At 65.0% G+C, this 12,599-nt stretch carries 16 protein-coding genes; 8 read left to right on the top strand and 8 right to left on the bottom strand.

Translation table 11 applies throughout. The annotated features are described in order from the left end of the window. Nucleotides 1–4 precede the first annotated feature (4 nt). Together CVM73_RS25170 and CVM73_RS25165 are read right to left on the bottom strand one after the other, a co-directional pair. Entirely contained in the window at nt 5–775 is a 771-nt protein-coding gene (locus CVM73_RS25170; protein ID WP_100234607.1) for an ABC transporter permease, read from the bottom strand. A gap of 84 nt (nt 776–859) precedes the next feature. After that, a complete protein-coding gene (locus CVM73_RS25165; protein ID WP_100234532.1) occupies nt 860–1,507 on the bottom strand; it encodes a TetR/AcrR family transcriptional regulator in 648 nt (215 codons plus the stop codon). A 100-nt stretch (nt 1,508–1,607) separates the two neighbouring features. Between CVM73_RS25165 and CVM73_RS25160 the strand changes: the two genes are divergently transcribed. The 5 genes from CVM73_RS25160 (at nt 1,608) to CVM73_RS25140 (ending at nt 5,053) form a co-directional block, all read left to right on the top strand. Further along, the gene (locus tag CVM73_RS25160; RefSeq protein ID WP_100234531.1) at nt 1,608–2,612 is read left to right on the top strand and encodes an ABC transporter substrate-binding protein; all 1,005 of its coding nucleotides are present in this window, start codon (nt 1,608–1,610) and stop codon (nt 2,610–2,612) included. 265 nt (nt 2,613–2,877) lie between these two features. Continuing rightward, nucleotides 2,878–3,576, top strand: coding sequence for a septum site-determining protein MinC (gene minC / locus CVM73_RS25155; RefSeq protein WP_100234530.1), 699 nt, complete (start codon nt 2,878–2,880; stop codon nt 3,574–3,576). A 21-nt stretch (nt 3,577–3,597) separates the two neighbouring features. After that, entirely contained in the window at nt 3,598–4,413 is an 816-nt protein-coding gene (minD, locus tag CVM73_RS25150) for a septum site-determining protein MinD (protein WP_100234529.1), read from the top strand. After that, nucleotides 4,410–4,691 (top strand): cell division topological specificity factor MinE, encoded by a 282-nt coding sequence (gene minE / locus CVM73_RS25145; RefSeq protein WP_035703963.1) that lies wholly within the window; start codon nt 4,410–4,412, stop codon nt 4,689–4,691. Before minD ends, minE begins: the two co-directional genes overlap by 4 nt. A 176-nt stretch (nt 4,692–4,867) precedes the next feature. Then, entirely contained in the window at nt 4,868–5,053 is a 186-nt protein-coding gene (locus tag CVM73_RS25140) for a hypothetical protein (protein WP_100234528.1), read from the top strand. A gap of 21 nt (nt 5,054–5,074) precedes the next feature. Here CVM73_RS25140 and CVM73_RS25135 read toward each other — a convergent pair whose 3' ends face one another. Beyond that, nucleotides 5,075–5,323: a hypothetical protein gene (locus tag CVM73_RS25135; protein WP_100234527.1), complete on the bottom strand. Its 249-nt coding sequence runs from the start codon at nt 5,321–5,323 to the stop codon at nt 5,075–5,077. Between the two features lie 110 nt (nt 5,324–5,433). Further along, nucleotides 5,434–5,826 (bottom strand): hypothetical protein, encoded by a 393-nt coding sequence (locus tag CVM73_RS25130; protein WP_100234526.1) that lies wholly within the window; start codon nt 5,824–5,826, stop codon nt 5,434–5,436. 128 nt (nt 5,827–5,954) lie between these two features. On the opposite strand from CVM73_RS25130, the gene CVM73_RS25125 reads away from it, so the two are divergent. Then, nucleotides 5,955–6,737, top strand: coding sequence for an SDR family NAD(P)-dependent oxidoreductase (locus tag CVM73_RS25125; RefSeq protein ID WP_100234525.1), 783 nt, complete (start codon nt 5,955–5,957; stop codon nt 6,735–6,737). A gap of 1 nt (nt 6,738) precedes the next feature. Here CVM73_RS25125 and CVM73_RS25120 read toward each other — a convergent pair whose 3' ends face one another. Together CVM73_RS25120 and CVM73_RS25115 are read right to left on the bottom strand one after the other, a co-directional pair. Then, nucleotides 6,739–6,969: a DUF6894 family protein gene (locus CVM73_RS25120; protein WP_025035960.1), complete on the bottom strand. Its 231-nt coding sequence runs from the start codon at nt 6,967–6,969 to the stop codon at nt 6,739–6,741. A 592-nt stretch (nt 6,970–7,561) separates the two neighbouring features. Continuing rightward, on the bottom strand, nt 7,562–8,587 hold the full coding sequence (locus CVM73_RS25115; RefSeq protein WP_167407041.1) for a hypothetical protein: 1,026 nt from the start codon (nt 8,585–8,587) through the stop codon (nt 7,562–7,564). A 299-nt stretch (nt 8,588–8,886) separates the two neighbouring features. On the opposite strand from CVM73_RS25115, the gene CVM73_RS25110 reads away from it, so the two are divergent. Then, a complete protein-coding gene (locus CVM73_RS25110; protein ID WP_167407040.1) occupies nt 8,887–9,504 on the top strand; it encodes a L,D-transpeptidase in 618 nt (205 codons plus the stop codon). A gap of 49 nt (nt 9,505–9,553) precedes the next feature. On the opposite strand, the gene CVM73_RS25105 is transcribed toward CVM73_RS25110, so the two are convergent. Both CVM73_RS25105 and CVM73_RS25100 read right to left on the bottom strand, forming a co-directional pair. Continuing rightward, complete coding sequence (locus CVM73_RS25105; RefSeq protein WP_100234523.1) at nt 9,554–9,985, bottom strand: COG4315 family predicted lipoprotein; 432 nt, start codon at nt 9,983–9,985, stop codon at nt 9,554–9,556. A 117-nt stretch (nt 9,986–10,102) separates the two neighbouring features. Next, a complete protein-coding gene (locus tag CVM73_RS25100) occupies nt 10,103–10,567 on the bottom strand; it encodes a MarR family winged helix-turn-helix transcriptional regulator (protein WP_100234605.1) in 465 nt (154 codons plus the stop codon). A 99-nt stretch (nt 10,568–10,666) separates the two neighbouring features. Between CVM73_RS25100 and CVM73_RS25095 the strand changes: the two genes are divergently transcribed. Further along, on the top strand, nt 10,667–12,580 hold the full coding sequence (locus CVM73_RS25095; RefSeq protein WP_167407039.1) for an FAD-binding monooxygenase: 1,914 nt from the start codon (nt 10,667–10,669) through the stop codon (nt 12,578–12,580). Nucleotides 12,581–12,599 lie beyond the last annotated feature (19 nt).

The raw sequence follows: 12,599 nt of genomic DNA, 5'->3' as shown, positions 1-12,599 counted from the left end.
GTTGTCAGGTCTGTCTTGCGTCGCCGACCACGAACATGCGTTCGAGGGCCAGGACTAGGCCGTAGAGAGCGACGCCGAGCAGCGTCAGCAGCACGACCGCCATTACCATCGCGGGCGTGTCGAGCGAGGACTGCACCTGGATCATGAGGTAGCCGAGCCCGCGCTCGGAGGCGATGAACTCGCCGACGATGGCGCCGGCGACCGCGAGGATGGCGCCGACCTTCATGCCGGAGAACACGTAAGGCAGCGATCCCGGCAGCTGGATCTTGCGGAACAGCGTCCAGCGCGAGCCGCGCAGCGATTTGACGAGATCGAGCAGGTCCGGCTCGACCTCGCGCAGGCCGCGGGCGGTGGTGAGCAGGATCGGGAAGAAGCAGATGCTGAAGGCGATCAGGATGTTCGGCACGATGCCGTAGGAGAACCAGACGATGAACAGCGGGCCGAGCGCGACCTTCGGAATCATGTTCAGCGTCACGAACAGCGGCAACAGCACGAGGCTCAGCAGCGGCGCCCAGCTGAAGATCACCGCGAGCGCCACGCCGACGAATGCGCCGAGCGCGAAGCCGCCGAGGATCTCGATCGCCGTCACCAGCGTGTTGGCGCCCCAGGCGTAACCTGTGGTCCCCAGCGTCTGCACTGTCGCGAGCGGGGAGGGCAGGATGAATTTCGGCACGTGGAAGGCGTCGACCGCAACCTGCCACAGCACGAGCACGGCGAGGTGCACGATCAGGATGATCGCAAAGCTGCGCGAGCTACGTGCGCTGTCTCCTGCCACCGACTGCTCCCTGTTGCCGGCCACCACCCTGCCGCAGGTCGCAAGCCTAGCCGTCCTTGAGGGAAGTTTCAACCAGTTGGTTGATTAGGGCCGGAGCGACTGCAGCACGAGGTCGGCGACATGTCGCCGCCGGGCGCGCCGCTGGGCACGGCTCGACAGGTCCTTGCCGAAGATCGCCGACAGCGTCGGCGTGTTGGAGAAGAAGAAATAGCTGAGGCCCGCAATGGAGATATAGAGCTGGACGGGATCGATCCCCTTGCGGAACACGCCCGAGCGCACCCCCTCGTTGAGGATGTGGGAGACGCTTCTCACGAGCGGCGAGTGCATCGCTTCCAGCCGCGTTGAGCCGCGGACATGGCGGGCGCCGCCGCGGTTCTCGTCGTTCAAAAGCACAATAAAATCGGGGTTTGCCGCCAGGTGATCGAACGAGGCTTCGATCAGCTTGCGGATCGCCTTCTCCGGCGGCAGGCCCTTGAGATTGAGCCTGCGCTCCTGCTCGCGGATGTCCTCATAGACCCATTCGAGCACCGCGAGGTACAGCGCGTCCTTGTCGCCGAAATAGTGGTAGACGAGCTGCTTGTTGACGCCGGCGCGCTCGGCGATCTCGTCGACACGGGCGCCCGCAAGTCCGTGCCGGGCGAATTCCTGGCGGGCCGCGGTCAGCAGCTTCTTGCGGGTGGCGACGGGGTCGCGGCGCTGCGGCACGGTGTCGCCAGATCGTTTTGCGGGCATTTCCAACCAAACAGTTGACAAGTGAGGGGCGGGCTTGTTGCATTGGTATCCTCACAAGGGGAGAGCGACAAGCCGGGTCGCTGGCAATGAGGAGGATGCGATGAAGCGTTTGCAGGCGGCTGTTGTGGCCCTGATGCTCGGTTTGCCGGCAGTGCCCGCAAGTGCGGGCGAGGCGGTCAACCTGATCCTGAACTGGACGCCGACCGCCGATCACTCGCCCTATTATTACGCCAAGGCGCAAGGCTGGTACGAGAAGGCGGGCATCGACCTCACCATCGAGACCGGCAAGGGCTCCGGCGTCTCCGCCGCCAAGGTCGGCTCCGGCGGCTCGCCGTTCGGCGTTGCCGATCTCGCCACCATGCTGGTGGCCAAGAGCAAGGGCGCCGACACAGTTGCCGTGATGAGCGTCTATGCCAACACCGGCCAGACCTTCTACTGGCTGAAGAGCTACGGCGTGAACGGCGTGAAGGATTTCGCCGGGCACAAGATCGGCAATCCGCCCGGCGATGCCTCGCGCGTGATGTGGCCAGCCTTTGCCAAGGCCGCGGGGCTCGCGCCCGACTCCGTCGGCTTCGTCAATGTCGGACCGACCGCGAAGATCGCGGCGCTGAAGAGTCACACGGTCGACATCATCAGCGACTTCTACAACGAGCACGACCTGAAGGTCATCGAGTTCGGGCCCGATCTCGGCTACGTCAACTGGAAGGACATCGGGCTCAATCCCTACGGCAATTCGCTGATCGTCAACGGCGCATACTTGCAGAGGAATCCGAAGGTGGTCGAGGAGTTCGTGCGCGTCACTCAGAAGGCCTTCGCGGCCTGCGTCGCCGACGTCACACCATGCCTGAAGGCGCTGCTCGACCAGGTCTCCGGTCTCGACAAGGAGAATCAGGAGCGCCAGTGGGAGCGCATCAAGTTCCTGATGACGGACGAGTTCACCACCACCAAGGGCCTCGGCTGGATCGACGGCGAGCGGATGAAGAAGGACTACGAGCTGGTCCAGACCTATCTCGGCATGGAGAAGCCGTTCGACGTGACAACGGCGTTCACGACCAAGATGCTCGATCCCAGCATCAAGATGGATGCGAGCAAGGTGAAGAAGTAGGGGGCTCCGCTCGTCCCGCACACCGGTGTCATGCCCCGGCTTGACCGGAGGCATCCAGTACGCCGCGGCCTATCGACCGACTCACAAGCGTCTCGGAGTACTGGATCGCCCGGTCAAGCCGGGCGATGACGGCGGCGTGTGGGGCGAGCGAGAGCCCAAGACCGCTTGGCCACCACCCCACGTAACCCCACGGAGACATTAACCGGTCGTTAACCAAATCCGCCGCATCGTTAACCATTCAATAACAGGGAACGAGTCGGCCGCCATGGAGGCTGCAGCAAAAGTCCAACGTCAAATGGTGCGCCTGCGCGGGCGCTCCTATGTGGCTTTCGTGTTCACGCCGACGGTTCCGGTCCAGGACTGGCTGCATGAGATCGATGCCACGATCGCGCGTTCGCCGGGCTTCTTCGCCGGCCGGCCCGTGGTGATCGACCTGTCCTCGGTGGATCTCAGCCAGGCCGGTATCGGCCATCTGCTCACCAGCCTTCAGGACCGCAACATCCGCGTGCTCGGTATCGAGGGCGTGGAGGAGGGCCGGCTGACCCCCATGATGCCGCCACTCCTGTCGGGCGGGCGCAGCTGCGTGGTCGAGCCGAGCGCGCCGAAGAAGGCCGAAGTGAAGACCGAGACCAAGCCGACGTCGCTGCTGCTCGAAAACCCCGTGCGCTCGGGCCAGACCGTGATCTTCCCGGAAGGCGACGTCACCATTCTCGGCTCGGTTGGCTCCGGTGCCGAGGTCGTCGCCGGCGGCTCGATCCACGTCTACGGCGCGCTGCGCGGCCGCGCCATGGCGGGCGTGAACGGTCACACGAGCGCACGCATCTATTGTCAGAAGATCGAAGCCGAACTGCTTGCAATCGATGGGTTTTATCAGACCGCCGACGACATCGACGCCGCCCTGCGCGGCAAGCCGGCGCAGGCCTGGCTGCAGGGGAATACCATGCGAATTACAGCACTGAACTGACCAGCAAAGGAGACATTTCAGATGAGTAAGGTACTGGTCGTGACATCAGGCAAGGGCGGGGTCGGCAAGACCACGACGACCGCCGCCCTGGGAGCTGCCCTGGCGCAGCGCGGTGACAAGGTGGTCGTCGTCGATTTCGACGTCGGCCTGCGCAACCTCGACCTCGTCATGGGCGCCGAGCGCCGCGTCGTGTTCGACCTCATCAACGTGGTGCAGGGCGTCGCAAAGCTGCCGCAGGCCCTGATCCGCGACAAGCGGCTGGAGAATCTCTGGCTGCTGCCGGCCTCGCAAACCCGCGACAAGGACGCGCTGACGGAAGAGGGCGTCGGCAAGGTCATCGCCGAGTTGCGCGGCCGTTTCGACTGGGTCATCTGCGACAGCCCGGCCGGCATCGAGCGCGGCGCCTCCATGGCGATGCGCTTTGCGGATGAGGCCGTGATCGTCACCAATCCGGAAGTCTCCTCGGTGCGCGATTCCGACCGCATTATCGGCATGCTCGATTCCAAGACGGTGCGGGCCGAGAAGGGCGAGCGCGTCGAGAAGCACATTCTCATCACCCGCTACGATCCCTCGCGCGCCGCGCGCGGCGAGATGCTGACCATCGACGACATCCTCGAGATCCTTGCCACGCCCTTGCTCGGCATCATCCCCGAGAGCCAGGACGTGCTGAAGGCCTCCAACGTCGGCACGCCGGTGACTCTGTCCAACGCGGACGGTGCGCCGGCGCGGGCCTATATGGATGCGGCCAAGCGCCTCTGCGGCGAGAACGTGACGATGCATGTTCCTGCCGAGCGCAGAGGTCTGATGGATCGCCTGCTGCGACGGAGGGCTGCATGAGCATGGGTCTGCTTCGACTTCTCCGCGGCAAGAAGGCCTCGGCACCCGTCGCTCGCGAACGGCTGCAGATCCTGCTTGCCCATGAGCGCGGAATGCGCGGCCAGCCCGATCTGCTCGGTGTGCTGCGTGAGGAAATTCTCGCCGTCGTGTCCAAGCATGTGACGCTGGACCCGACCAAGGTCATCGTCCGGCTCGAGCGCGGCGACGAGGTCTCGACCCTTGAGGTCGACATCGAGGTGCCCAACGACTTCGAGCGCAAGAAGGTGGCGGTCGCGTAGGGGACGCGGCCGACGACCCGCAGTTTTGGGGTGGGTGAGAAGGCGGTCCGCCGGGCATGGCGGGCCGCCTTTGTCTTGCGGCTCACATCGATGGGACGGAACGGGCTCGGGGCTTCGATCGTTGTGAACAACCCGCGGGAGCGTTGCACCGCGGCTGGTCAGACGGGAGAGCGCCCATGATGTCCGAGGTCCAGGTCCATACCGTTGCCCGGCAGATGCTCGAACAGCACGGTTTTGCTGCGATCGCGAAGGCCGCCGAGCAGGCCCGGGCCTGCGAGGGCCGCGGCGAGGCCGATGAGGCCAAGGAGTGGCGCCACATCGTGGACGCCATGAAGATCATCCGCGGTCCGCACCAGAGCTGACATTCGTAAGCGCGAGCGCCTTCAACGCTCCCCGTGATCGGCGCCTTGCGACGAAGTGCGGTTCTGTGTCTGCGGCTGCCCGCGCTCGCCTGTCGCTTTGCAGGGCAATGGCTCCCACGAGCCGTCCGGCGCCTGCTGATAGGCGCTACAGGACGACGAGGTGGATTTTTCCTCGCCTTTCTGGGCGTCGGAATTCCTCGCCAGTGCGGGCGCAGTCAGCACCGTGGCCGCTGCAATCGCGCCGACGAAAACGAAATGGATACTCCGCATGAGGCCTCCTGCTCGAATTCTAGGAGGCCGCATGCTTTCGAGGATTGTGACGATTTTGGGCCGCAGCAGAGGTTCCGTCGCGGCGTGCTTAATGCGGCGAAGCCGGTTCGCTAGCCGCCCTTGCTGCGGATCAGGCCGGCGAGGTTGGTCTTTTGCGCCTCGCACCAGCCGGGCATGCCGAGGCGGCGCTGGTCCATGTCGGTCGCCTGGGTCGCGACCGCGACCTCGGCCATCAGATCATCGTCCTGCTTCTCGCCCATCTTGCCGCCGGTGTGCATCCAGGCGATCGCCTTGCGCACCTTCTCGGTGGTGCCGTCGGGCAGGTGCATCTGCTGCGCCTTCTGCACGAGGTCCTGATAGACGAGATCGGTGCCCGGACATTCGACCTTGGCGGCGAAGGCCTGCAAGACCATCGTCACATAGGTCGCGCGCGGCGGCGCGTCACCCGCCTGAGCCGGCGCAGCCAGCAGCAACAGGCCCGTCATCAGAAAACCGGTGCGCATCCTTGGAACCTCCTCCGTTTTTTTGGGAGGCTAGCGTCCGGTGCGCCGCTCGGCAATGGGGCTGAAGCGCAATTGTCGTCCGTCGGGGCGGTGCGCTAACCTGGCGCTCCCCAGCTTCGGAGCGCAACATGAGCCTGTTCAGCACGCCGTTCGATCCCGCACGCGACACCGCGCTCGTCACCGGCGCGGGCAATGGTATCGGCCGCGCGATCGCACTAGGCTTGGTCGGTGAGGGCGTCCGCACCATGTTCGCGGATGTGAGCGAGGAGCGGGTGCGTGCCGCGATCAGCGCGAGCGAGAGTCCTGGTCTCGCCGTGCCTTGGGTCGGCGATCTCGCCAGGCTCGAGGCCAGCGATGAGCTGCTGGCTGCCGCATATGCCGCGCTGGGCGAGGTCACGCATTTCGTCCACAGCGCCTCGCCGCCGCGGCGCGAGGCCGATCATGCCCTCGCTGTCGATCGCAGGACGTGGCAGGAGATGCACGCCGTCAACCTCGATGCCGGCTTTCACCTGGCGCGCGAGCTCGCAAGACGGCTGATCGCGGCGAAGCGGCCGGGCTCGTTCTTGTTTCTCACCTCGCTGCATGCGGGCACCCCGCGCAACCTGCCGCATTATTCGACGGCGAAGGCGGGGCTGGGCATGCTGGTGAAGGAGCTGGCCAAGACGTTTGGCCGCCATGATATCCGCGTCAACGCGCTGGTGCCCGGCGCGATCGCAGCCGGTGGCTTCGTCGCGGATCCCGCGCTGGCGCGGCACATTCCGCTCGGGCGTCTCGGCGAGGCCAAGGACCTCGTGCCGATGGCGCTCACGGTGCTGTCGAACGAGCTTTCCGCTTACGTCACCGGCGCAGCCTTCGTCGTCGACGGCGGATTGTCGCTGACGAATTGGTTCGAGCCGCCGGCGCTGGATTAGCTCAGCGCTGCCAGGCGGGCACCGGATCGAGCGGCGTGCGATAGAGCTCGTTGTGATCGCGATCGGTGACGCGCACCGCGCAACCCTTCTGCTGCAGCTCCGGCTTCACCTGCGACAGCTCGCAGGCCAATTGATCGGCGCGATCGGAGGCAACCTCGATGTCCTCGAGGATGATTCCACCCTGGTTCTTGAACTCTTCACCAACCACGAGATCGAAATAGTAGTAGGGCATCCGAATTCCCCGGTGTGACGATCTGAGCTTCAGTGCAAGTCTCAACACACGTCGGATGGTACCACTGAGTCGATACCTGCCGAATGAACAGGCCGCGCAATGTCTGGGCTTATGGCGCAGAAATGATGTGCAACGTGCGGGCTCGTTAAGAGTTTATTAAATATGTCTGCGTGATCATGAAGCATGGAATTGCAGCAGAACCGGGCTCCGGGAACCGGCAGCTGCAAGAGAGGGCCGGCGGCATAGATCCCGACGGCCTTTTCTCTTGAGCGGAAGGCGACCAAGGCGTCGCTTCCCGTAATCGCCCGGACTCAACGCATCACACCGACTCGGACAGCGTGCGCGCTGTCGCGACGTGGTGCCGTCGCCTGACGCTACGCTAAAGCGTGATGAGATCAGGTTTGATTGCAAAAACGGAGGTGCAGCACTCCCTCTCCCGCTTGCGGGAGAGGGTCGGGAGAGGGTGCTTCCGCAATGGGACAATCCCCAAGAGGAGAAAACCCTCACCCGGCGCTTCGCGCCGACCTCTCCCGCAAGCGGGAGAGGTGAACGAGCCACCGCGGCTATCGATTGAACCTAAAGCCATTCCGCGCTAGCGCAGCGGCATGGGCGGACGCACGACGGGCCCGTCGTCATCGGCAACGGCTTGCGTCGTCGCAACGGGCGCTGCTGGCGGCGGGGCCGCGGCTGCCTGCGACGGCGGGGGCGCAAGCGGCGCGGGCGAATAGGCCGGCATGTAGGTCCGCGTCACAGCCGGCTTCGGCTTGCGAACCGGCGCCGCCGCAGGCTGTGGCGGGAGCACAGCAGCGCGCGGGCGCGGATCGACCGGCCTCGTCTCAGCAGCCACCGGCTTCGGCGCAGGCGGCTTCGCCATCTCACGCGCCAACTGCTCCTGTCCGGCCTTCAGCTCGGCGATGTTGGCCTTGAGCTGTTCGATCTGCTGCGCCATCGCGGCGAGATCGTTCGTCATCGACTGCACCGATTGCGCGGTGTCGGGCTGCGTTGCTGCGGGCGCGACGGCAACTTGAGTTGCGGCAGCTTGAGTTACCGCGGCTTGAGCGGAAGGCGGCGGCACTGATTGATCCGGCGTCTGCTCGGCGACCGCTGGCGCGGCAGGAGGGGCGGCCTGCGCCGTGGCAACGGGCGGCGTCTGCGACGTCGCAGGCAGCAACGACGCCAACACTGGTTTCCATTCGGCGAACATTTGCTTTGCGGTGTCGCCGTGCTTCTCCCAGACGATCGTGGCCGCCGCGCTGGCGCCCGCGAACAGAAACGTGACGAATGCACCGCGCAGCCACTTGCCGACCGCGGAGCGCTTCCGCCGGCTTGGAGCATCGCCGACCGTGACACGGACGGCGGTGTCGATCGGCGGTGCCGCCGCGGCGGGTTTGCCGTAAACGACGTTGAACGTGGGCTCCGTCGCGCGCACCGAAGTCGGAGCGAACTTCGGTTCAGGACGGGGCGAGATGTCAGGCGCCAACGCTGGCGCCGCGCTCCCCGGGCGCGGGACCAGCACGACCTCGGGCGAAATCTGAACCGCGTCGTGCGGATCGTTGTCCTTGACCGTGTCCTTCACGATCTCATCGACGATTTGCTTGGAATTCAGCGTCGCGAGCATCGCAGCTCCTTTGAAGCCTTCGTCGCTCGCATTGGCGCGAGCCGATCTGTTGAGGTGGGCCCATCCCAAAGTCCCATCACGCACGAGTCCAGCCGGGTTTGACCAAAGCAAGGCGAGGGGATGGAGATGATGCGACAGTCTTCCGCCGTTTGTGGTGATGGAACCCGGCCTATCGAACACGCGCAATTGTTCCGTTCTGCCTTGTTTTCAGCACGATTTGGGCAGCATCTGGCGATGCTGGGGGCGCTATCGGGGGGCCGGTGGTGCCAAGATCTCTACTCGTTTTGTTCGTCGCAGCTATGTTGCCGTTGGGCGGCTGCATGCAGGCGACGCTTTCGCCATCGACGGATGCGAGCATGACGCCGCGCGACCGTCAGTTGCTCACGCACACGCCTTACGCGCAGGCGAACGTGCCTGAGCAATATCTCCGCCACATCGTGGACTACCACCGCAAGGAGCAACCAGGCACGATCCTGGTCGATACCGATGCGCGCTACCTCTATTACGTGCTGCCCGAGGGCAAGGCGATCCGCTACGGCGTTGCGGTTGGTGAGGAAGCCATGGCGTTCTCCGGCGTCGCGCGGGTCGGCCGTTTGGCGGAATGGCCGGACTGGGTTCCGACAGCGGATATCCAGGCGCGGCTCGGCCCCTATCCGGCGCGCGTTCCCGGCGGTCCCGCCAATCCGCTGGGCGCGCGGGGCATCTATCTCTATGCCGGCAACAAGGACACGCTCTACCGCATCCACGGCACCAACCAGCCCGAATATATCGGGCAGGCGATCTCGTCGGGCTGCATCCGGATGCGCAACGAGGACGTCATTGATCTCTACGACCGGGTGAAGCTCAATTCGATGGTCGTGGTGCTGCCGCCAGGGCAGAACGCGCAGGCCGAGACGGGCGGGCGCTGGCGCGGGTGAGGGGCTGCGCGACTGGTCAGTTCGAGCTTTGGTGCGTTGCTATGCGCTGCTACTCAGGCCGGGCGATCCGCCATTGCAGCGTCGTGGCATTGCCGTTGGCATCGCCCGGCGCCTTGTCGGCGGGCGATGTGTAGAGCGGACGATAGCGGTACGCCCACATCTTGCTGCCGTCGTTGCGGCTGATCACGGTGAAGTCGCCGACGGCCTTGGCATCAGTCGTCGCGGCCAGCGGAACCCAGCTCTCGGTGCACTTGCCGTTGCAGTTCGATGTCTTTCCGGTGGTGTCGCGTTCGTAAGTGTAGAGCGTCATGCCCTTGAGATCGACGAGCTTGGGACCCTGCTTGGTCAGGACCACCTTCGCCGGTGCTGTCGTCGCCTCGGGTTTCGGCGGGGGCGGGGCATCGCCGCCGCCATGGCCGTTTGCGAGCGCGTGACCGGTCGAGAGCGCGATGGCCGCGGCCATAACGAGGAACCTGAACATCCGAAACTCCGCCCCGCAAAGTTAATCGCGCGTTAAGCGCCCAATGCGGCCGACGTTAGCAGTCGAAGGTTAGTTCCTGGTTTCGTGCACTGCGACAAATACGGACACGTTGCGAGATCAGACCTGCGCATCGCGGAGCGGGGCGCGGCTGAGCTCATTGCCGGCGGCGATGGCCTTGCGCAAGAGCCGCATCAGCTCCTCGCCCTCCTTCGCGCTGAGGCCACGCAGCATGATGCGCTGCGCAGATTCGACGGCCGGCGTGATCTTGCGCAGCGTGCGCCGGCCCTCGTCGGTGATCTCGAGCTCCCGCGCGCGGCGGTCGCGGCTGGAAGGGCGGCGCTCTATGAGGCCCTTCTGGACCAGACGATCGATCACGCCGGTGATGGTGGTGCGATCGTAGGCGATCAATCCGGCGAGCGTCACCTGGTCCAGCCCCGGATTGGCCTTGATGGTCGCGAGCGCGGCGTACTGCACCGGCGTGAGATCGAAGCCGGCATCCTCGACCTCGGCCAGGAACACCGCGACCGCGATCTGCTGGAACCGGCGCGCCAGATGCCCGGGCATGTCGTTGTTGTCTTTCACCGAGTTCGGCTCCTTAGGCCGGAGATGCGCGATCGTTGACAAGTATACTGATAGTCAGCATACTGATCAATATCAAGAACGCTCGCGGGAGAGGTGCTCATGCAATTCCATCTGAATGGATTTCAGCCGGGCGACCCTGAGATTGCCGATCCCGCCGCGCGCGTCCAGGCATCGGGGGCGGCGGGCGCCGTGCCTGGCGAGGTCGATGTTCTCATCGTCGGCTGCGGGCCTGCCGGCCTGACGCTCGCCGCCCAGCTTGCGCAATTCCCTGACATCAAGACCTGTATCGTCGAGCAGAAGCCGGACCGCCTGCTGGTCGGTCAGGCCGACGGTATCGCCTGCCGCACCATGGAGATGTTCCATGCCTATGGCTTCAGCGAGCGCGTGCTGAAGGAGGCTTATTGGGTCAATGAAACGACGTTCTGGAAGCCGGATGAGCGGACGCCGGAGAAGATCACGCGCAGCGGCCGGGTGCAGGACGTCGAGGACGGGCTGTCGGAATTCCCGCACGTCATCCTCAACCAGGCGCGCGTCCATGACTGCTTTCTCGACGTCATGCGCAAATCGCCGGCGAAGCTCGAGCCGTATTACAGCCGGCGCGTGCTTGATCTGAATGTCGATCCGGCCGCCGATCATGCCGTGACCGTGCGCCTTGAACGCGTCGATGCCGTGAACGCGGGCAAGGTCGAGACGATCAGGGCACGCTACGTCGTCGGCTGCGACGGCGCACGCAGCACGGTGCGCAAGTCGATCGGGCGCGAGCTGCATGGCGATTCCGCCAACCACGCCTGGGGCGTGATGGATGTGCTGGCGGTGACGGATTTTCCGGACATCCGTTTCAAATCCCTGATTCAGTCGGCCAAGGACGGCAGCCTGCTGATCATTCCACGTGAAGGCGGCTACATGGTCCGCATCTATGTCGAGCTCGCCAAGCTCGATGTCGGCGAGCGCGTTGCGAGCCGCAACATCACCGCTGACGACGTGATCGCCAAGGCGCAGCGGATCCTGAAGCCGCATACGCTCGAGGTGAAGGAAATCGCCTGGTGGTCGGTCTACGAGATCGGCCAGCGCCTCACCGACAGGTTCGATGACGTGCCGGAGGCCGAGATCGATACGCGCCTGCCGCGCATCTTCATCGCCGGCGATGCCTGCCATACTCACAGCCCGAAGGCGGGGCAGGGCATGAACGTCTCGATGCAGGATGCCTTCAATCTCGGCTGGAAGCTCGCCGCCGTGCTGCGGAGGCAGTGTGCGCCGGGCTTGCTGCATTCCTATTCGGCGGAGCGCCAGGCGGTCGCGAAGGAGCTGATCGACTTCGATCGCGAATGGGCGGGAATTCTCGCTTCCGCCGCCAAGGCCGGCGGCGCCGATGCGGCGAAGACGCAGGACTATTTTGTCCGGCACGGACGCTACACTGCGGGCACGGCGACGCATTACACGCCATCGGTGTTCACCGGTGCGGCGTCGCATCAGCATCTCGCGCAAGGCCTCGTCATCGGCAAGCGCTTCCATTCCGCGCCGGTGATCCGGCTGGCGGACGCCAAGCCGGTGCATCTCGGCCACGCGGCGCAGGCTGATGGCCGCTTCCGCATCTACGCGTTCTCGCCTGCGGAAGATCCCGCGGCTGGCGGATCGGCCATTCGCGCGCTGTGCAACTTCCTGGCCGAGGCCCGGGAATCGCCGATGAGGCGATACACGCCTGTTGGCGCAGACATCGATAGCGTGATCGACCTGCGCGCCATCTTCCAGCAGGATCATCGCGAGCTCGCTGTCGCGGCGATGCCACCGCTGCTGCTCCCGCGCAAGGGCCGCTATGGCCTGATCGACTACGAGAAGATGTTTTGTCCGGATCTCAAGGGCGGCCACGACGTCTTCGCAATGCGCGGCATCGATCGAAAAGCCGGCTGCATGGTCGTGGTGAGGCCAGACCAGTTTGTCGCGAACGTGCTGCCGCTCGATGACTTTGCCGCGCTTGCGTCGTACTTCGACGGCTTCATGCGGCAGGCGAATTGACGGGCCGACAGCGTGCCGA

Origin of the sequence: Bradyrhizobium forestalis (assembly GCF_002795245.1) — a bacterium.
GTDB lineage: Bacteria > Pseudomonadota > Alphaproteobacteria > Rhizobiales > Xanthobacteraceae > Bradyrhizobium > Bradyrhizobium forestalis.
The sequence above is the reverse complement of the archived record's forward strand: the minus strand, read 5'-3'. Positions and strand labels throughout refer to the sequence as shown.